The sequence below is a fragment of the Pseudomonas sp. URMO17WK12:I9 genome, assembly GCF_900230165.1.
Taxonomy (GTDB): Bacteria; Pseudomonadota; Gammaproteobacteria; order Pseudomonadales; family Pseudomonadaceae; genus Aquipseudomonas; species Aquipseudomonas fulva.
In genome coordinates, this window is sequence record NZ_OCMQ01000003.1 from 107933 (window position 1) to 127596 (window position 19664).

The 19664-nt window shown below is 58.7% G+C and carries 20 protein-coding genes and 2 pseudogenes; 7 read left to right on the forward strand and 15 right to left on the reverse strand.

Annotation, left to right across the window (positions count from 1 at the left end; all coding sequences use genetic code 11):
* Positions 1–357 precede the first annotated feature (357 nt).
* Positions 358–774, reverse strand: coding sequence for a hypothetical protein (locus tag CRP40_RS07995; protein ID WP_028687865.1), 417 nt, complete (start codon positions 772–774; stop codon positions 358–360).
* Positions 775–944: 170 nt separating this feature from the next.
* On the opposite strand from CRP40_RS07995, the gene CRP40_RS08000 reads away from it, so the two are divergent.
* Positions 945–1382 carry an acetyltransferase gene (locus tag CRP40_RS08000; protein WP_027916389.1) on the forward strand — a complete coding sequence of 146 codons (438 nt, stop codon included), beginning with the start codon at positions 945–947 and terminating at the stop codon, positions 1380–1382.
* A gap of 89 nt (positions 1383–1471) precedes the next feature.
* Positions 1472–1849 carry a VOC family protein gene (locus CRP40_RS08005; RefSeq protein ID WP_027916390.1) on the forward strand — a complete coding sequence of 126 codons (378 nt, stop codon included), beginning with the start codon at positions 1472–1474 and terminating at the stop codon, positions 1847–1849.
* Positions 1850–1956: 107 nt separating this feature from the next.
* Here the strand turns inward: CRP40_RS08005 and CRP40_RS21935 are convergent, their stop codons facing one another.
* The 6 genes from CRP40_RS21935 to CRP40_RS21940 form a co-directional block, all read right to left on the reverse strand.
* Positions 1957–2124, reverse strand: a complete 168-nt coding sequence (locus CRP40_RS21935; protein WP_165919287.1) for a hypothetical protein — start codon at positions 2122–2124, stop codon at positions 1957–1959.
* A gap of 120 nt (positions 2125–2244) precedes the next feature.
* Positions 2245–2433, reverse strand: a complete 189-nt coding sequence (locus tag CRP40_RS08010; RefSeq protein WP_027916391.1) for a hypothetical protein — start codon at positions 2431–2433, stop codon at positions 2245–2247.
* 201 nt (positions 2434–2634) lie between these two features.
* Positions 2635–2991: a hypothetical protein gene (locus CRP40_RS08015; protein ID WP_027916392.1), complete on the reverse strand. Its 357-nt coding sequence runs from the start codon at positions 2989–2991 to the stop codon at positions 2635–2637.
* A gap of 62 nt (positions 2992–3053) precedes the next feature.
* Positions 3054–3344, reverse strand: coding sequence for a hypothetical protein (locus CRP40_RS08020; protein WP_225806690.1), 291 nt, complete (start codon positions 3342–3344; stop codon positions 3054–3056).
* A 166-nt stretch (positions 3345–3510) separates the two neighbouring features.
* Positions 3511–3816 carry an NIPSNAP family protein gene (locus CRP40_RS08025; protein WP_027916394.1) on the reverse strand — a complete coding sequence of 102 codons (306 nt, stop codon included), beginning with the start codon at positions 3814–3816 and terminating at the stop codon, positions 3511–3513.
* 788 nt (positions 3817–4604) lie between these two features.
* Positions 4605–4772: a hypothetical protein gene (locus tag CRP40_RS21940; protein ID WP_155952745.1), complete on the reverse strand. Its 168-nt coding sequence runs from the start codon at positions 4770–4772 to the stop codon at positions 4605–4607.
* Positions 4773–5255: 483 nt separating this feature from the next.
* Between CRP40_RS21940 and CRP40_RS08035 the strand changes: the two genes are divergently transcribed.
* Both CRP40_RS08035 and CRP40_RS22170 read left to right on the forward strand, forming a co-directional pair.
* Positions 5256–5675 carry a hypothetical protein gene (locus CRP40_RS08035; protein WP_141400902.1) on the forward strand — a complete coding sequence of 140 codons (420 nt, stop codon included), beginning with the start codon at positions 5256–5258 and terminating at the stop codon, positions 5673–5675.
* 831 nt (positions 5676–6506) lie between these two features.
* Positions 6507–6788: a hypothetical protein gene (locus tag CRP40_RS22170; RefSeq protein WP_027916395.1), complete on the forward strand. Its 282-nt coding sequence runs from the start codon at positions 6507–6509 to the stop codon at positions 6786–6788.
* A 378-nt stretch (positions 6789–7166) separates the two neighbouring features.
* Here the strand turns inward: CRP40_RS22170 and CRP40_RS08045 are convergent, their stop codons facing one another.
* Positions 7167–7637 (reverse strand): lysozyme inhibitor LprI family protein, encoded by a 471-nt coding sequence (locus CRP40_RS08045; RefSeq protein WP_027916396.1) that lies wholly within the window; start codon positions 7635–7637, stop codon positions 7167–7169.
* A 272-nt stretch (positions 7638–7909) separates the two neighbouring features.
* On the opposite strand from CRP40_RS08045, the pseudogene CRP40_RS08050 reads away from it, so the two are divergent.
* Together CRP40_RS08050 and CRP40_RS22330 are read left to right on the forward strand one after the other, a co-directional pair.
* Positions 7910–8262 (forward strand): annotated as a pseudogene (locus tag CRP40_RS08050) (SAM-dependent methyltransferase); the annotation flags it as partial.
* 43 nt (positions 8263–8305) lie between these two features.
* Positions 8306–8620: pseudogene (locus tag CRP40_RS22330) on the forward strand (integrase).
* 254 nt (positions 8621–8874) lie between these two features.
* Here CRP40_RS22330 and CRP40_RS08060 read toward each other — a convergent pair.
* The gene (locus tag CRP40_RS08060; RefSeq protein ID WP_027916397.1) at positions 8875–9240 is read right to left on the reverse strand and encodes a S24 family peptidase; all 366 of its coding nucleotides are present in this window, start codon (positions 9238–9240) and stop codon (positions 8875–8877) included.
* Between the two features lie 82 nt (positions 9241–9322).
* The gene (locus tag CRP40_RS08065; protein WP_027916398.1) at positions 9323–9547 is read right to left on the reverse strand and encodes a hypothetical protein; all 225 of its coding nucleotides are present in this window, start codon (positions 9545–9547) and stop codon (positions 9323–9325) included.
* A 201-nt stretch (positions 9548–9748) separates the two neighbouring features.
* Between CRP40_RS08065 and CRP40_RS08070 the strand changes: the two genes are divergently transcribed.
* Entirely contained in the window at positions 9749–10270 is a 522-nt protein-coding gene (locus CRP40_RS08070) for a hypothetical protein (protein WP_027916399.1), read from the forward strand.
* A 19-nt stretch (positions 10271–10289) separates the two neighbouring features.
* On the opposite strand, the gene CRP40_RS08075 is transcribed toward CRP40_RS08070, so the two are convergent.
* The 5 genes from CRP40_RS08075 to CRP40_RS22335 form a co-directional block, all read right to left on the reverse strand.
* Positions 10290–10787 (reverse strand): DUF2514 domain-containing protein, encoded by a 498-nt coding sequence (locus CRP40_RS08075; protein ID WP_081728236.1) that lies wholly within the window; start codon positions 10785–10787, stop codon positions 10290–10292.
* Complete coding sequence (locus tag CRP40_RS08080) at positions 10784–11230, reverse strand: structural protein P5 (protein ID WP_027916400.1); 447 nt, start codon at positions 11228–11230, stop codon at positions 10784–10786. The genes CRP40_RS08075 and CRP40_RS08080 overlap by 4 nt, the downstream gene beginning before the upstream one ends.
* 60 nt (positions 11231–11290) lie before the next feature.
* Positions 11291–11518, reverse strand: a complete 228-nt coding sequence (locus tag CRP40_RS08085; RefSeq protein WP_027916401.1) for a hypothetical protein — start codon at positions 11516–11518, stop codon at positions 11291–11293.
* 206 nt (positions 11519–11724) lie between these two features.
* Positions 11725–12111, reverse strand: a complete 387-nt coding sequence (locus tag CRP40_RS08090) for a hypothetical protein (RefSeq protein ID WP_050587370.1) — start codon at positions 12109–12111, stop codon at positions 11725–11727.
* Positions 12108–19622 carry a DUF1983 domain-containing protein gene (locus CRP40_RS22335; RefSeq protein ID WP_033695186.1) on the reverse strand — a complete coding sequence of 2505 codons (7515 nt, stop codon included), beginning with the start codon at positions 19620–19622 and terminating at the stop codon, positions 12108–12110. The genes CRP40_RS08090 and CRP40_RS22335 overlap by 4 nt, the downstream gene beginning before the upstream one ends.
* Between the last annotated feature and the right edge of the window lie 42 nt (positions 19623–19664).

The window sequence follows — 19664 nt, forward strand, 5'->3', positions numbered from 1 at the left end:
GACAGCGGATCGAGCACCAGCAGTTGCGACTAACGATCTGTCATCTTCTGGGTAACCAGGCCGCGAGCAGCCATATCACGCCTGTCGCCAACACCCAAGGCCACCTGCTCGCGGGATTCATTGCCATACCCACCAACGCGATAACGATCAATGCCCCCCCCGCCCATCGTTTGCGCGCTGGTGTAAACCATCTCTGAAACCGCCTAAGCATGGCCTGCACGTTTATCACCACCTGTGCTGCACTCAAACGATCGCAGTCTCTGTCGTCGTTCTGATTCACCGCGCCTTGTATCCGCATGAATTGACGTGTGCCGGAAAATTGCGGCCATCAGCTACTATGTCCCGGTTATCAGTAGGTCAGGGAAGAACACCGCGCGCCTGCTTCATTGCCTGCAAGGTCATGCGCTTGTGCTGCAGCGCTGACTGATCTTCGATCCTGCGCACCGCCAGCGCTCTCAATACCTCATAAGCAAGCGCATGACAGACAGGCTCAGTCACGCCATGCCCACGCTGCAGGTCGATAGCGGCTTGCCGACGCTCAATTTCCATCCTTGCTGGGTCATACTCGAACGCCGCAGCTCGCGCCTCGAGCATCACACTATTGGCGGCGGCCAGGTCGACATCCAGCATCCCAGTGAGCGCGCACTGCTCACCTGTAATGGATGACAGCGCAAAACCCTTGTACTGAGCCTCACCCATAACCGGCCGTACAGGTTGCGCAGTGCAGCTCGAAAGCACGACAGTGGCCATGAGCAGATATCGATAATTTTTCATCAGGTCACGTCAGGTCAAATACAGTGGATGAGCCATACCTTACAATTGGCCTCGTCAAAACCACGCTCCAGGCGCTGCTCGTTCGGCCACCATACCGATGTGCCACGCTTAGACTCACTATCTTCCCTGCCACCCCTCTTTTTCCGCTATCACCCGTTAAGGATGATGCCATGATCATTCGCCAGGCTACTAATACCGACCATCCGCAGTTGCTCGACCTTTGGCTGCGCGCCGTTCGTGCCACTCACCATTTCCTACAGGAAGCCGATATCGAGGCGTTGTTTGCTCAACTGCGCGATAGCTACCTGCCGGCTGTCGAATTATGGATGGCAGAGGATGCCGTAAACGGCCCGCTTGGGTTCATCGGGCTTAACGTAAGCCACGTAGAAATGCTGTTTATCGAACCCAATCGGCGAGGTGAAGGCATCGGCCGCGCGCTACTGGATCACGCCCGGAGTTCACGCGGCCAAATTAGCGTTGATGTGAATGAGCAGAATCCGAAAGCGGTCGGGTTCTATCTGCATTATGGTTTTATCCAAACAGGCCGCTCCCCTCTCGATGGTGAGGGCCGCCCGTTCCCCTTGCTGCACCTGAGCTTGCCCGGCTAGCACTGCAGCCGTGGGGTGCTACTGGTGCGCTCATTGACCATTACGAAACCTTCATCGAAAACCAACTGCTCACCCAGGGAGGCAGTGAAATGATCAACCATCTGGATCACCTCGTTTTGACAACCATCGATGTCGAGGCATGCAAGGATTTCTATACCCGCGTCATGGGCATGAACCTGGAAATTTTCGGTGCCGGGCGCTTGGCTTTGCGCTTCGGTGAGCAAAAGATCAACGTACACGTGCGTGGCCACGAATTCGAACCCAAGGCTCACTTGCCAGTCTCAGGCGCGTTGGACCTCTGCTTCATCGCCTCGATCAGCCTTGAGAAAGTCGTGGCCCATCTAGAAGCACAGCAGTGGCCAATTATCGAGGGCCCCGTTCAACGCACCGGCGCCACGGGACCTATCCGATCCGTTTATGTGCGCGACCCGGATCTCAACTTGATAGAGATATCGGAGCGACTCTAGCAGGGTTTACAGGAGCAGAATGAAGCGCGATCCAGACAGGCCTGGGTGCTCTCGAGAAAACCAAGCAGGCTATCGGGTTGGGGCTTGCCGGTAACGGCCCCGACCGATCAGGAAAAGAGCTTGAACGCTACCCAGCTCGTCGCCAAAGCGAAGACTGCGCCCGCAGCAGCCGACAGAAAGATGCTGCGCGCTTGGTGCTGCGTGCCCTCGCGGACCTCACTGCCCAGCTGTGCCAGGTTCTCTTTCATCTGCTTGATAACTTGATCATGGCTCATGGTCGCCCTCGCTTGTGATGCCAGGTCACGCCTGTTGCTAGACCCTATGGCGATAGTGTCGGCCGAATTGGCGTAAAGCTCAAGACCACTCGGCGCAAGCCTGTTTCTCAGGACGGGAGGCTAGAGCTTTTGAATGAAGGCCGCAGCGGTAACGATGACGGTGACTAGCCCTCCCACCGCGACAAAGGGGTAAAACAGCGTCTCGCGCTTCATTTTGTTGGCCTCGGCGATCAATTTTCGCGCCTCGGCGGTGAGCTTGTGAATTTCAGCTTGGAGCTTCTCAAGCTCCAGCTCCTCCTTCTCGGTCATTGGCCGTCCTTTCGTGCCTTGAGCCGCACCCTGTCGTGCGTCCTCTGTGCTGCATTATGTGTTCTCAGGTTAAGGAATGCAGCACGCCACAGCATTCATTGATGCTGTACTCCTCAGTGGCGGGCACCGTGGCCTTGAGCGTGGCCACCACGCGCTCGGTAGCAGTCAGCGACCATTGAAAAGCTATCCACCCCGGATAGGTCAACCGGCGCATGACCTGACCGCATCTGTCACGCGCTCCAGCGGTGACTGCCAGGTGCGATAGAAGTGATAACGGACAGTCGAACCACTTGGTGCTGATGCCACATCGACCAAATGGATAGGCGTCTGCGCGTCAGGCGCCAAGACAGCGTAGCGGTCGCCAGATGTCTGCAAGATACCGCCGACACTTACCCCCAGCACCGTGGTGTTCTGCCAGGCATCTCGGATGCACTCGGCAACCTGCTGGGGTGGCCTTGACGACTTCAAGTCCAGCAGTGGCGGATTGCTTCGGGTGTCGCCAACGCTCGCACACCCCGCCAGCAATGCCAAGCCCGACCCGACTATGATGTTTCGCATATTTTCTATCTCCTGAAAGTCGAGACCGTATCAGCCCGGCATCTGCGCGCTCGACGGAACCGCTACAGACAGCCTTGCAATGCTGACAGGCGCTTTTTTGCGATCCAGTTCCCCAGCACCACGTAGTACTTTGCTTCAGACCCACTCGGTGCTGGCTGGATGTCTACGAAATACTCTGATACTTGCGTGAAGACGGTATAGCCGACATCGCGGCCTGCTTGAAGAGTGGCGCCAGGTGTTCCACCAAAAATCGGCTGATTTTGCCATTCGTACTGGACACACTTCGCCAGCGCGGCGTCAGTTTTGGTCGATCTCAGAACTTTATAGGGACCAGCCTGACGAGCTTCATTCATGGTTGGAGCCATGCATCCCGCTAGCAAAGCCAAACCCATTGCCCCGATCAAGATTCGAATTTGATCCCTCCTTGATGATGCCGGGAATCTACCACAAGGCGGCGTGGCCCAGCCCAGATGCGAAAAGCCCAGAACAGAGCTGGGCTGATACAAGGAAATCTGCTTACTACTCGAACACTGGGCGCAAGAAGCTTCGCTCGTAACTCAGAATGAATTTCCTGTCGCTGGCCTCCTTGACCAATTCCATACATGCCGAATCGCCTGCCGCCTGCTGTCGATACTGCTCATAGGCAGCAAGGCTCTCGAAGCTGAACAGGCAATAGGCGACATTGCTCGCCCCCTCAGAAGGCAGGAAATAGCCATGGTGCTGGCCTCCCATGCGCTCGACCAGAGCGATCCAGTGACGGGAATACGCCTCAAAAGCGGGAAGCTGGTAGGGATCAATCACATAACGAACATGGCAGGTGACCATGGAGTCATTCCTTTGAAGGCTTGAGTAAAGCGCAAACTCTAAGGCAATCCTGCACAGACTTCCAAGGATGACCACCTATCCCCCTGGACGCATCACCCGTAACCGTACGGCCTCATGCCGTCGTAGCGTTGTCTCCCAACGACCCGCCCCGGTCCGTTGCTGGAAAGCCCATGGACTTGGGCTTGGATGCTCAAGGAGGATCAACTTGAGCGAGCAACGCGCAATGAATTCCCACGAGGTCGGCGTGTGCGCTGCACTTCCGTCAGATGGCGCATTCTTTGCGACTCTCGCCCTCTCGCAGCGCAGTAAGATTAAAGACGTAGCTAATGTACCGATAGACGTCATGCCAGCCGATGGGATGGGATCAATCTGCAGAAGAGGATGCAGCAAGTCATAAGGAGAGTCGCCCTAAGCAAGATAGAGGAAGGAACGAAGACAGAAAGGGACTTGTGTGCTGCTGAACGATCAGGCTTTGCGTGCTATCCAGTTCGCCAGGCCATACGCCGACTGCCTCTGTTCTAAGTCCCGCATTCATAGCCCAACAGCTGGGTCACAGCGTTTACATGCTGATATCGACCTATGCCGTTGGCTCAACCCAAGCTCCGACTGGAGCAAGCTGGAAAAACTCGAAGTATCGGACGTATCAAAACCTGGCCGAGTGTTTCAACGACGACGCCACTGCCATCCTGAGCTTCGTAGTTCGCGCTGCCGCCTAACCCTGCGGCGCTGCCCGCCAGCACCCAAACGAAAAACGCCGCCTAGAGATAGGCGGCGTTAGAAATCCCCCATCAGGGCTTGAAACCCTTATCTGGTGTCTTCGGAGGTGGGATGTCCCATAGCCTGTCGCTGGATTCCTGCTGCGCCTTTGCTTTTTGCTCTTCTGTTGAGCCAAAGCAGCCGCTCAGCAACAGCGCAGTAACGGCGACGAAAATTGCGCCAATCATGGTGTGCTTCATAAGGTTCCTTCCTGTGAAATGGTCGGGCATTACATCAAAAATCGCCAATCGCCGCAAAGCATGGCGCTGAGCCAGTAGCCACCACCTGCCGTACTCAAAACATGAACGCTTCCATATCCAACCGAATTCTTTGAAGGAGGTGAAAACGCCTCCATGTGGGTTTAATTATAACTAGCCTCCATATCCTCTTTACTTCGCTGCAGGCACATTCCTTTTACGTAAGCTTCTGCGTACTCAAAAGTGCTTCACCGATCGAAGTCTTCGACCAAATTCGACCCAAGATATCTGACCTAATTGTAACACCGTAAATATAAACGCAACTGGGGAAACTATCAGTATCATTTTTCCAGGCAGATCACCGATAGACCTCACCATCACTAAAGATCATCGACTGCAACGGTGGTCTTTTCAGCTCAGCCAAGTACGCAACACTTTGTGATCTAGTCATGCTAGGAAACACCTCACCTTTAGGTATAGGTAACCTTGAGCAGGCTGGGCTGCCGATTGTTGGGCTGGACCTATGTCGATAGCGCCGACATCAATCAGCTGCTGGAAATCGCAGAGCTGCAGCTGGCATTGACGATCCACGATGACGCTGACATCCAGGATAGATGTATTCAGGCCGAGAATTTGGAACTGCACACCAAGCTAGCTGACTGGAACACCACAATCATTCCAGCGCTCAGCAGCGACCTTCGCGAAATCCTCGGACGCCCGAACCTTACTTGCCACCACATCGCCAAGGCTCTACGTATTATGGGGCTCACGATCGCACCCAATGCCGAAGTCAAGCAGGCCGTCGTGATTCACTGGCCTCTCGGGCACACCCTAAGGCACGGCGCGGATTGGCGTCAGCGTGTAACAGCCGAGCTGGCGAAGGCAGGTAATACGCTGAAAGCCTAATAGGAGTACAAATGTACTACACTCCGCTATACCCCCTTTCTCTCTATTCACTGCTGCGCTATGTCGATAAAGCCTGACCCGCCCCACATAAAACCATACTAGCGGCTCGGTTCCCCCTCGTGCCCAGCGAACAGCCAGCTTAGAGAAGCCTCTGCTTCAATTGGTTTGCATGCAAATTTGAGGCTGAGGCACAGGCTCCGGCATCAGGTTGGCATGTAACAGATCACCGTAACCCCAGACCAGCGTTCCCAAGACTGCCGCGATGGCGCAAACAGCGCGCCACAACGTGTAGTAACTGCCATGCGATCTTCGCATCTGCCTGTTGAGTCTGCTCACACCCTCGCCCAAAAGCGATTCGCCAAGAAGGGCAAATACAGTTATAACAGATCCCGACCGTGAAAATTGCGCAGCGTCTCCCTCAAACCACCACGCGATACTCCAAGCGAATGAAATAAACACCGCGATTGCAGCTGCGTATAGGCGTCGCCTAACCTCAAACAATGATGCCGCTGCCTTGCCAGTTACCTCAGGCACGTACCTTCCATCATCAATTGAATCGCAAGATCCCCCGTAATTTTCCTCTTTCCTCTTTAGGGCGCCGTGAATCAGAAGTGTGGCAGCAACGCCTACGATCAGGCTTAGGTATGTTTTGCGCACGTGGCTATCTCTCTTGAAATTTGAATTATCTTAATTACTTGTCCGGCTAGTATATATGCCTGACGCATTTTTAATGGTGTATTTACGCATCAGTGCCGAGATATGGCGGCCAAGAAATCCGTAGGCCCAGCGCACAAACGGCGGCACGGTGGTGCCCGTTGATGAGGTGAGCGAATGACCCGCCTCGCCTTCTGCCTCCTGCTGTTGGCCACAGGCGCAAGCGCCGGGCAAACCTTTCATGTCGAGGCATTCGGGAACATCGACAGGGGCGGCAATTGTGTGCACGACGAGGAGCGCGGCGTTACCTGCTACGTATTCTACGGCGGCATCAGCTGCATTTCCGACAGCCAGCCGCAGGCCAGCAATCAGCGCCAGCTCTCCCAGCACGAAACCCAACCCGAACCTCCACCTGCTCTGGCGCCTGGGCGCTGGATTGATGAGAGGTATGAGTTGTGAGGAAAATTCGAGATTTCTTGAAGGCTGTCATAGGGTGGGCTAGTTGGAAGATGGCCGACTCTCTGCATAAGACGTTCGGCGCCTGGCATCCGCATGATGCTATTGACGAAGACCTTGGCTACTGGGGCTAGACATGACCGACCGGATCGAAGCAGAAGGCTGGCTGCTGAGGCAGATCGTCAAGGACGTGGGCCAGTGGCAGAACCCCGCCAAATACCACGAGGCAGCGCGTTGGATGGCGTGGCGTACACCCCACTGGAGGCTGAGGCCCTGGCCGCTGGAGTCAAGCCATGAGATCTTTGGGAGAAATCATCGAAGCTTCGAAATCGAGCGACTGCCCCGACTACGACGACCTGCGCCTATCAAACACCATCAAAATCACCATTCGTCCAAGTCGTGGAGACGTTGTATCTGGTGCTTGTACTCGCACACTATCTGATAGGTAGAACTCGCGGTCCCAGTGACGAGAGCACCTACCACGTCGCAATCTGCCTCTACGAACTTCTCCCACGCTGCCTGCGCCTGGGGCATCATGGCCGGTACATTTTTCGGGAGCGAGCCTTCATCGACATACCCCTTTGCGGTGGCCAGGGCCTTCTGGTACTTCTCTTCCACCGCGTCCTTGGCCGCCTCCCGCATTTCATATGCGCAATGAGCTGAATCCTGGGTGGTTTTGGTCTCCGGCTTTCTCAAGCACTGCTGCCAATCGGCCTCAAGCTTCGCCGCGTACTGACGCACCGCTGCATCCCGTGCTGCAATCTCTGCTTCTTCCCCGTGCAGCTCGGCGTGGGCTGCGCCTACTACTGCCAGCACCGCGCCAGCGATACCGGCCTTGGTAACGGTCTTCATTGGTCTCATTTCCCTGAGTCATAGCCCGGCCGGCGTGATGCCGTTCCAGGCGGGTTTGGCTCGGCCAGAAGCCGGGCGAGGTGATCCTGACGCATTATATGCGTTGCCATTACCCTCGAGTTGGAGCACCGCAACATTTCAACCGCAATCAAGGCCTGATCAAAGCGCGCGATTAGCTTCGACAAGATCGTGACGCCCTGCGGTATGCCGGAGGACACCTTCTATGACCCTAGCCCTGATGTACATGGCCTACCTGATTTGCGGGGGCCGCGATGAGCGCAGCGGTTGAAGTGCTCGACACATGCAGTGCCCGCCGCATGATGTGGTTCGACAAGGAAGACCAGCGCGCCCTGTTCGGCGACATCCGCGACGACGAACACCAGCGATGCGACAGCCGGATACTGAAGGTTGAGCCAGATGTGCTGATGGACTTTCGGAGTCTGCCCTTGGGGACGCCGCTTTGCGCTTGGTCGTGTTCGATCCGCCGCATCTGACCCGGGCCGACGTGGCTCGCTGGATGCGGGCAATGTACAGAGTGCTCACCAGTGAATGGCGGGAGGATATCCCCCAAGGCTTTGCCGAGCGTTTCCGTGTACTGGAACCTGAGGGAATCCTGATCTTCAAGTGAAACGAAGCCCAAGTGCTGGTCAGCACCAACCAGTCCCTTCGTGTTCCAACCTAGCAAAGGTGGGCTGTGGATCAACGAGCCAAGTGTTACAATCCGCCACTTCAAATCGGCGCTGAAGGCGCTGAACATCCGTGAACGCCGTCAGTACGACACCCGCCACACCTACGCAACCATGTGCCTGATGTCTGGGATGAACCCCGCGTTCATCGCGAGCCAGCTCGGCTACAGCGTCGAGATGTAGCTCTCTACCTACGCGAAATGGATCAGCTCCTCCTTGGACTGGAGGGAGCTGGAGAAGCTGCCGCCCCGAGTCGAAATGGCCCAAAATTGGCCCAGAACTGACGAGAGGGCCTAAATACACCTCTGGAACCCCCGCAGGACAAGCACTTGATCTCCACAGCAAACATCACCATGCGCTATGCCATGGGGTTTAGCGGGTGGGGATGTGTAGGTTTTGCTGGGCCTAACTCCCCTCACTCCCCCACCGATACACATCAGTTGGTTCGCCAATTGGTCCGATAGCTTTCATCCAACTATGATGCCGATCCGGCATAATCTAGGCCGTTCGAAGCGCATGCCCCTCCTCTGGCGTTCTGCCGAATCCCACCCCTATCCTGCTACACGGTCGTGATCCCGGACGCTGAACCGGACCACACCCCACACCTCGAACGTATCGCCCTCCATGATGTACCGCGACGGGTACTTGGGGTTCTCCGACCGCAGGACCAGCACACCATGCTCATGGCACATGCGTTTGCAGACCGGTTCGCCGTTCACCGCCGCGATCACGATATCGCCGTGCTTGGCCTTGACGCTTCGATCAACGACCAGCAGGTCACCGGAGTACATGCCGATACCCTCCATGCTCTCGCCTTCGATCTTGACCAGGTAGGTCCAGGGCGCACGCACCTGCATCAGATCGTCCAGGCTGAGCTGAGGCATGTCGTCGATTTCGAAGTCAAGAGCGGTGTTCATTGGCGGAGCCTCCATACTGTATAAATGAACAGTATGGTAGTGGCCTGCGATAGGGCCGGCAACTGCCGACAAGCGGGATGCGCTAGTGCGTAGGGGGCAGTTTGCTGCCCATCAGCTTGGCGACGGTGCGAAGCTGGTAGTCGGAAACCGCCTGGGCCAAGGACTCGGAATGGAGCCGCAGACGCTCTACCTCCTCGGCTAGCGCACCGTAATCCCTAGCCTCCCAGTACCGTTTGAGAGCTTCCATCGACTGCGCAATGAGCGGTTCGCCTGCCTCAACGGCCTTGGCAAAATCATCTTCGTCCATCAGCTAATCCCTTGTTGATGCATAAGTATAGGTCCAGTGACGCTTCTGCAGGGGAGCCACCAACAGACGTTGGAGCACATGCCCACGTTAACCAAGCCCCAAGTCAATCAGGGATGAGCCGCCGTGTACAGGCCATGACGCCTAACCTATCTTCACTTTTTTCAATAGTTTGGATAGGATTCTCAAAAAGAGAACGTATAAATGTTAACAGAAATTAATTACTTCCTAATAGATTCTGGTTCGGATAGCACAGCCACTTGGGTCGCGATCACATCGCTCGCTGTGTCAATTGGCGCGCTTATAGTTGCAGCATGGCAAACGAGAATGACCAGGAGCCACAATAAACTGTCAGTCAAGCCGAACTTAGCTATCGACGTAAGCCAGGACGGCAGTAACTTCTCTGCAGTCTTAAAAAACACTGGGTTTGGCCCGGCAAAAATCACTAAGTCAACCTTATATTTAGACGGCGTCCCTCAGGCGGGCCAAGGAACAGCGCTTATAGAATCAGCCTTCAAATCAATTCCACATTGCGAGCTATTCTATACAGAATTTTTCCATCCACCTTATGTATTACCAACTAGCGGCTCCGTCCAGCTATTCAAGGTAGAGTTCGACGATAAGCAAATAGGAGATTTTCGAGACTACATAATGACAAGGTTAAAGCTAGAGATTAGCTACACATGCTTCTATGAAGATGTGCAATTCTTTTCTTCGGACCAGTGATCAGTTTAGGCGTATCTAGCTAGTACGCTTCAAGTGCTTGATATTCACTCTGGCACTGCTCTCCCGCTATTCGGGCTTGGTCATAAGCCTTCGCCAACTCTCCCGCTCGAGCATCAGCCCGTGTGAGCAGGTCGGAGAGCACCATGGCAGCGCGGGTGGCTGCCTGGCCTCGGGCGACAGCGGCGGTATCCGTGCGGGGGCAACTGACGGCGGCGGCGAACTTGGCGCCTTCGTTGCGCAGCCGCTGGCCAGCAGCATCGGCGCCAGCAGCGTCAGCATCAGCCGCCTGGTGTTTTTCATATGCATGGGCTCTCGCCTCCTCCTGCGCCTGGGCGCGTTGATGTTCCTGCTGACGGGCGCCGCGCTCACCAAGCACCTCGGCAAGACGGTCGCCGCTGTCGCGCTGGGCCGTGGCTTGGCCGGCTTGCGCCTGCTCTACACTCCGGCCGTGCTCGTAGGCGGCCCAGTGGCTGGCCACTAGGACCAAGCCAGCCGCCAGACCGACCCAGGGGCTCATGCCAGGGCCCGCCGGATGCCCTCATCGATCAGCGTCGACGGATACGGGTTGGTGCCGTTCTCGTGCACGATGATACCAACCACTAGCTCGCGCAGGATCTGGGGCCTGGAGATGTCGATCTGGCCGCGCACGCCGACGCCCAGGCGCTTGGCGATGGCCAGCGCGTAGGCATTGGTGTCGTTCTCGCTAGCCGGCGCCCAGCGATTGATGAACTCCAGCGGCGTGTCGATACCAGGTCGGCCAACGCCGGGCATCCCATCCTTGCCACGGTAGTTGAGCAGCAGCTTGCCCAGGGCGCGGATACCGTTCTCTGGATGGTCGAAGCGGGCGAAGCGCGGTTTAGCCACGCCTACCTCAATGCCCAGCTGCCCCTGCCAGGCGTTGCGAGGGTTGTAATCGATGTTACCTGGGTTGTTATTGCGGACACCGCGGGGTGTGGTCATAGGTTTTCTCCAGGCGAAAAAAAGCCCGCGCTGGGCGGGCTGTATGGTGAAGCGTGTGGCTCAGGCCTCGGCGCTCTCGTCCGGTACCGGATCGGGCTTGGCTGGCTCACTGCCAGTGATCACGACTTCGGCGGTGAACTCCTCGAGGAGCTCGGCAGTGACAAACCGGTGGCTGGGGAACTGGCGCAGGCCGGCTTGGATACGCTCCCTGGCCTGTTCCAGGGTGGTAAAGCGGGTCTTGTTGTCAGGGTCGTAATCGTTGGTCAGGTTGATGGCTACGTAGGGCATGGTTATCTCCAGGTGAAAAAAATGCCCGCGCGTGGCGGGCTTGAGGGTTATTTGACTGTCAGGTTTTGGGGTACTGTTGCTTTACTCGTTGAATCGTGGAATAGAACGGCTCGGCCTTGGGCATTGTCCCTTGGTCCATAGCGTGCCAAAGCATGTCCAGCTGCTCCTCAATGGCTGGGTAATCCGCGGCCCGGGCTTTGGCATGGTCACTTTTGTGCTCGATTTTCAACGCTCAATACCTCGCTCTGGTAAGGCCACAGGTCGATCACAACCTCATATTCGCCAGGCAGGCTGAAGCCCAGCTCGATGTCGCTGCCGTCGGCGGTGTACTCCACGCCCTCAATGTTGAGCACGGCTTTGGCGGGCACGCCTTTGAGGGTCATGCCAACCAGCTGCAGTGCCATCTTGGGTCGAGGCACGATCTTGCCCGCGCTGACGAACTGCTCGAGCTCGCTGGCCCGGGCGAACAGATAGGAAAATCCTGTTCGCTTCGCGTTGAGCTCCGCCTCGAGCTGGGACATATAGCCCCGCATACGGATTTCTCCGCGCTCGTTGTAGAGCACTACCTCACCGGCAGGGGGTGACTGGGTCATCTCATGATTCCTTGCACCATAAGGTTCTGATAAGAGAGCACCACGCCTACCGCGCCGAGGATCGAGAAATCGACCGTGTGCTGGCCTGCTCCCACGTACTGACCAGAGGCCAGGGTGATGGAGCTGTCCGACCAGTTCGCGACGGATTCAGCGATCATGTTTCCATCCAGGACCAGGCGGTACTGGTAGAACTGGGTGCCGTTCGATAGGAACGTTGCGCAGTAGTTGATGTAAACCATGCCAGGCTGAGGCATGTAGAACGTGATGGTCAGTGGCGTTTGCCAACTTCCGTTGCAGTTGAAGCGAGGGGCATAGCCAGCGTACCGGGGGATGGTAACTGCCTCGTTACCGATCTTGAGCGTGTCCACCTGCAGGTTGCCGATCTTCGAGTTGGTGATGGCCGCGTCTTGGATCTGGGCGTTGGCAATGGCACCGTTGGCGATCTTGGCGGTGCCAATACTCGCGTTCCGGATGTAGGCGTCGGAGATGAACGTCTGCCCGCCAACCACGGAGAATGGCGACGAAAGCCCTCCCCCGTTGGCGTTGAGCAGCACGAACTGGTCCGAATAGACCACGAAGGCCGATTGCACCACCCCGTTTTGCTCGTTGATGCCGATGCCAAACCCGCCCCAATGGTGCACGCCCATCTGGTTGTTGATCTGCACACGCATGGTGTACTGCGCGTTGAGCATCCCTTTCATGTCGGACTGCGCTGTAGCGACCTGCTGGACAGCAGCATTGGCGTTACCTGCCGTTGCCTGGGCCGTGTCGACACGTTTGGACAGAGCGCCATCGGCATCGGCTCGCGCTTGAACCTCACTCTGAACAGCCGCCGCCGCTTCATTGGCTTTCGCCTGGGCAGTGTTGATCCGCGTGCTTAGCGCCGAGTCGGCAGTGGCGCGAGCAGTCGTTTCATCCTGAATCGCTGAATTGGCGTTGCCCACTGACGTGTACAGCCCGTCCGTGCGCTTGGCCTCCGACTCGATCTTGGCACCCTGCTGTGTGACCTTGGTATCCAGCGCCGATACCGCAAGCGCCTGGCCAGCAGCCTGGCGCGTTGAGGTGCCAGGGGTGAAAGCAGAGGGCGCCGTCGACTCCCCGACCTTCTCCTCGACCATGAAACCGTCGAACCACGTAGACCCGGAGTTACCTGCAGACTGCGTGAACAGCACCATACAGGCAGGCCCAGCCAACGCGGCAGGAGCCGTGAACACTCCGCTGTACCGCGACAGCTCCAGACCCACGTTCACGTTGGCGAAGACTACCTCGCTTTCGCCGCCTGCGGTGTTCTGGAAGCGCATACGGACCGCCACGTTATGGACCGCGCTGCCTTTGGCCCAGAACGAGACGATGTACTGACGCCCGGTTACCAAGCGCAGGTTGTAGTCGGTGGGACTATTTGCCAGCCACGTCCAGCCCGAACCGGTGTTCGACTCCACCTTGAGCAGCCTGCCGCTGTACGCCGCAGCGTCTGCCACTGCACTGAACACCAAGCCGGATTGGCTTCGGAAGACCGGTAGCGAGTCAGTGAACGTGGAGTACTCCGCTGGCATCAGGTTTGACCCTGACCCGCCGATAGCCTCGACCTGGCTGCCGATCCGCGTAATGCTCGAATTGGCAGCGGTCAAGCCGCCCTCCGCCGCTGTCACGCGACCGGTCAAGGACTGGAGCGCGCTGGTGCTGGCTTTGGACGGCAAACCGCTGGAGGTGCTGTTGACAGCGTTCTCCAGGTTGGTCGTCCTGCTGCTGACGCTCGACAGGGTCGAGCCCTGTTGCGAGACCGTTGATGACAGCCCAGTCACGGCGGACGACAAGGCCGAGCTCTCAAAGCTGTTGACCTGGCCATTGTCCCGCCAGCCCGTTGCCCGAATACCCTCCTCGATTTGATAGCGGTCGGCCTCTATGAAGCCGCTGCTGGTCGAACCACCGCCGTACACCACGACCGCTGCGTAAATCTTGGTCGTAGCGGCTCCTGGCGTGAAGGTTACGGTCAGCCGTACCCAGCCGTCTGTTGCATCGGTGCGGGCCCCTGCCCAGCTCTCGGTACCGGCACCTGCCTCATTGGTCCCATAGGCCTGAGGCAAGATACGCAGACCCGGCGAACCACGCATATAGACCGATGCCGTGTAGGTTTTGCCTGGCACTGGCTTGAACCGGAACTGCGACTTAACGTAGCAGCGGGCCCAAGTAGACGGCGTCAGGCCGGTCACATCCAATCGCTGCGCCATGCCCGATGCCAGCGAGGACGGCACCAGACTCGGGACTCGAGTCGTACTGCCGGTGCCGTCATACCACCAGCCGTCCGCCATTCCTGGCGTGCCCGGGTCGACCCGTTCGAACGATGGGTTGAAGACCAAGTTCTCCGCGCCGACATCGCCGATGCTGTTGTTCAGCTCGGTCAGCTGACCGGAAACACTGGTCATCCCGCTTTCGGCCCGCTCCACTCGACCCGTCAGGGCTGTGTTAGCCAGGGCGTTCGCCTGGGCCTGGTCGAAGCTGTTGCCCATGCTGAACGTGGACGGCGACTTCTGCTCGTTGACCACCGCTTCGAACATGAACCGGTCGAAGTAGCTGACCCGGTTGGCCACCCCGGAGCGGTTGCCCTGGATAGCCAACTGCATCTGCGTACCGGTGTAGGCCGGGTCTGTGAGGTCAATGACCCCTGAGTACCTGGCCCACGAGGTCGTCAACGCGAAGGTAGGCGCGTTCGACGTCTTGAAAGATGTCCCGTCCGCGAGCAACACGCGGGCGTAGGCCCCCACCATATGGCCAGCCGTCTCCGTCCTGGCATAGAAGGACACCAGGTATTTCCCTGGCTTGAAGTCCATGTTGCAACCAGGCGCATTGAAACCGGTGTTCAAACCGAAGGTGTGAGAGTCGACGGCGCGACTATCAGCCCGCAATGCATAGCCTTTGAGGGCTTGCGGATCAGCCACTGTAGTGACGTTGACGCCACCGTTGGAGTACATGGGCGGCAAGTCTTTTGTGAACGCACAGTACTCAGCAGGGACCAGGTTGACGCCACTGGCGCCCAAGTTGTTCAGGCTTGCATTGATGCCTGTCAAGGCCTGGCCGTTGGCGGTGATCGCAGCGCCCTGCTGTGATACGACGTTATTAAGAGACTGGACTGCAGATGATTCGGCTTTCTTGGCCACCTCCTGATTGGTTGCATTCAGCGTATTGATCAGTACGGTGATGGCACCGGATTGCGAGCTCAGTCCCTGCTCCGTTCGCTCAACCCGCGCACCAATGGCTGACGTGGCCGTGGCGCCTGCGTCGATCTGCGCCTGCTCGGTGGCGTCCTCGATGTCGAAATAATCGACAACGACCTGCCCGCCCACGTCCGAGTAACCGGCGATGATCATGGGCGAGAACCAGGCAGCACCTTCCTTGAGCCGCTTGGGGTCTGCCAGCGTCCCAGCACCAGCTGCCCCGCCCTCCGAGCCAGTTGTATGCCCCTTCACATACACCTCGGCGGTAGTCCATTCACCTTGGCCGAGCTTCCTGTTGCTCAGCAGAACGTAGTGAGAGGACCCGACCGAGCCCGTGCCCAGGGTGCTGACGCGGGTTTTGCCGTCTTCCGCGTAGCAATCAAGGCCTGCGTAGGTGCCGGGCGAGCCGGTACCCATGGCGACCTGTTGCACTCGAATGGTCAGCTTGTAGAGGCGCGTCGGGTCGAAGCGGATCTTGCGGGTCGAAGCGCCCCACCAAGTCCGGTTGCCGGAGCCGCCGTCCAAGATCAACGCCGCGCCCCGCGTGATGCCGTTGGGCGTACCGAACGAGGCCGAGGAACCGGCACCCGAATTGGTTGACACCCATTGATCCTGAGCCATGTCCGAAAACACGCTCTGGTAGACCTTGGTCGGCGAGTTGTCCTGGCTGGCCAGCAGCTTGGTGTCTATCCGGGTCAGTGCCTGGCCCTGGGCGGTCTGGTTCTGCCCCTGGGTCTTCACCTCGTTGCTCAGGGCCTGGACCGTTGAGGCGTCGGCCTTCTTGCTCACACTGTCAGTCAGCGAAGTCAGGGCCTGGCTCTGCGAGGTCAGCTGCTGATCCTGAGTGGCGTCCTTTTGCTCAGTGGCGGTCACACGGCTGGTGACCTGCTGCAAGGCCTGCGAGCTGGCCTTGCCGTCGATGCTGGTCTGCATCCCGTCCATGCGGGTGGCTTGCGACGACAGTTTGCCCTCGGCATCGCTGACGCGGGTGGTCAGGCTGCTGACTACAGAAGCGTCGGCCTTGGTCTGCGCCAGGGCGAGAGCACCAGCGGCAGCAGCGGCTGCATCGGTGGCCACCTTGTCCGTCACCGCAACCCAAGCCGAGCCGGTCCAGCGCTTCGGGGTGTTGGCATTGCCGGTGGTGTCGATCCACAAGTTCTGCGCCAGACGATCAGCGACAGCAGGCGCTGCCGACTGAACGATGACCTTGCCCTTCCCGCCCGCCAGCGTGGCCGCATCCTGAGCAGCCTGCTGAGCAGCCGAGACGTTGCCATTAGTGGTGGTCAGGCTCGATTGCAGCCCGCTGATCTGAGACGCCTGGGCGGTCACCTTGCCATCCAGCGTGGATACATCGGTCTCGACCTTGGAAACGCGCGCAGCCATACCGTTGGCAGTCACCACCGCCTGGCCAACATCGGTCCAGTAGGTGGCGTTCGGCGGTGGCGTGTTCAGCGGTACCGCTTTCAGGGCCTGGTACAACTTGCCATCGCTGCCTAGGGCGCTTTGGCCGACGCTGTAGGCCTTGTCCTTGCGGTATGGCAGAGAGCCGGCCAGGGCCGAGACGTTGGCGATCTGCTGCTGCAGCTCGGTCTTGGCAGCCGAAACGTCCGCGCTCACGGCAGTAATTTGCTGCTCGAGATTGCCCTTCACAGTGCCAAGAGCGTTGTTCACGTCGCTGATCTGCTTGGCCAGCTCAGTCTTGGCGGTGCCGATCCGCTCGTTAACCGAGCCCGGGCCGTTGCCATCGATAAGCGCGATCTTTTCGATCTTGCTGGTGAGCTCCTTGCCCAGCTCGCTCTCGGTGATCTGGTCCTTGATCTGCTCGAGGATCGGGCCAGCATCGGCACTGGCATTGCCGGTGACCACAGTCGGCGCCACAGGGAAGAACGGCCCAATGTTGCCGGACCGGTCCACCAGGCGCGCCCAGAAGAAGAAGCGCTGACCCGCACGCAGACCCTGCATGACGTGCTCGCTCTGCGGGTAGGCCAGGTCGGCAAGTTTGGTTGCAGCACCGAGGTCGGTGCCTTCGCTGTACCACAGCTCGGTACGCTCGGTGTCTTCGGCGCCGGCAGGCATGCCCCACTTGATGCCGATGCCGAACAGCAAGCTCTCGGTTGCCAGGAAGGTGACCGCCGGCGGCAAGCCTTCCTTGCCGTTCAGCTGGGTCAGGTCCGAGCTTTTCCAGATCGAGGTGATATCGAAGGCACTGACCGAACGGACGCGGGCTAGGTAAGCGCCAGCGTAGATACCGACCACGTCCACAGATGCCGCACCAGTGCGCTGCAGGCGGATCCAGTTGCCGTTGTCCTTGCGCCACTCGACATCGTAGGCAACGGCGCCCGCCACTGCCGGCCAGGCGATGGTCATGGTGCTGACCGCGATACCCTGGTCGATCATGTGGCCAGACGACAGCGATACGCTGGCCGGAGGCGCCACGGTGGTCACCGGAATGACGCTGATCGGACGCTCGTCCAGCTTCGCTCCTGTATCAATCGCGGCGAACTTGCTCGGGTTGAACTCGAGCGCGGTGATTTCGTAGTTGCCCTCCTGGGTGCGGGTGGTCTTGAGCACCCGGAACAGCTGAACCGCCAGGTCGTCGTAGTCGATCGCCCACTGCAATTCAGGTTCGGGTTGCAAGCTGTACTCGGTGGTGACGGTCACCGCCCGGCCCGCGACGGAGTGCACGGTCCGCGCCTGGGCGGTACCGTTGGGCAGGTTCACGATCAGCCGGTCGCCGGCCTTGATCGGGGTGTCACGGTCCAGCGTCACGACGCGGCCAGCGGCAGAGGAAATACGGCCGCCGTTCGGCCGGCCTGCCACCAACTCGTCCGCCACTGGGATAACGAACCCAGGCAGCGGGATACGACCCTCCATGCCGGTCTTGAAAGTAACGGTGCGGTCCTGGCTGTTGCTCAGCAGCGCCCACTTACCACGGCGCTGGGCCTCGGATGCCCGGGTGCAGCCAATCGCGGACAGCTCGATTGGGCGGTCCCGGTACCGGCGCTGCAGTGCGTTGTCGGTCACCGGAATGACGTCGGTGTCGTAGTTGTTGGCCGGGTTGTCGTAGCTGACAAGGGCCCGGCTGTAGTGCGTGCTGCGCTCGGCGCCGCCATACACGAACTCACCGTCGATCACGTTCGACCGGGTGAAGACGTAGTCGATATCCTGAGCACGCGGCATGTCCGCCTGCATGAACAGCGAGCCATGCGCCCAATAGACCATGCCGCGATAGATGGCAGACAGGTCACGTAGCAGCGTCCAGGCCTCGGCACGGCCTTGCAGGTTCATGTCGCAGAGGAAGCGTGGCTCCTGGCCACCCACACCGTTCGGCACAAGCTGGTCGCAGTACTGGGCGATGCGGTACATCTCCCACTTGTCGACCATCCACGGCTTGATGCGCTTGCCCAGGCCGAAACGGTCTTCCACGCACAAGCCATAGGTCACGAAGGCGGGGTTGTTGGTCCAGGCCAGCTTGAACGTGCCGTCCCACACACCGCTGTAGGTGCGGGTGATCGGGTCATAGGTGCTCGGTACCGGCCAGCGCTTGGCCTTGCACTTGACCGTCACCGCCGGGATGTTCTGGAACTGCTGGGCATCAAACTCGATGTACAGCAAGGCCGTATTCGGGTACCGGATCTTCTGATCGATGATCTCGGTGTAGCCCGCCACGGTCATGGTATCGGCCACGGTGCCGCTATTCGCGTTCGGCGTGAGTCGGCGCACGCGCAGCATCCACCCAGAAGTGGCCTTGGGCAGATTCACGCGCACCGAGCGCTGGTAGCCATTGGTGGACTTGCCATCCACAGCGCCCAAGTGAGCTTCGGCATAAGCGCCACCGTCTGTAGCGATATCGATTGCGTACTCGATGCGATAGCCCTTGGTGTCGCCGTTACTCTCCTGCTTGGCCAGGCGCGGCCAGGACATGCGCACGCGAATAGCCGAGAGTTGGGTGTTGCTCAGGGCGCGCGTGAACGGGTTATCGCTACGCAGCTCAACGTTGACGGAGGTTTCGTTCTCCACCGACGGGATGCCCTGGATGTAACTCTGCTCAACGGAGCCCGGACGCCACTCCCATTTCACACCCGGGAAGTTCACATTGCCGCTGGCATCAGCGATCGGGGTGTTGTCGAGGTAAATGTCCCGGTCGGTGGGCACCCCATCGAATTCGCCTTCGCCCACTGCCAGCAAGATCTTGGCGATGTTCGTCGAGCGCAAGCTGTCCGGCGATTCTACTGCCTGCTTTGGCTGGCTCTCGCCACCCTTGGCGCCGACAATTTCCAGGTGATCTACTGGGCCCATGCTTTCCTCCGGGCATAAAAAAACCGCCAGATGGCGGTGCAT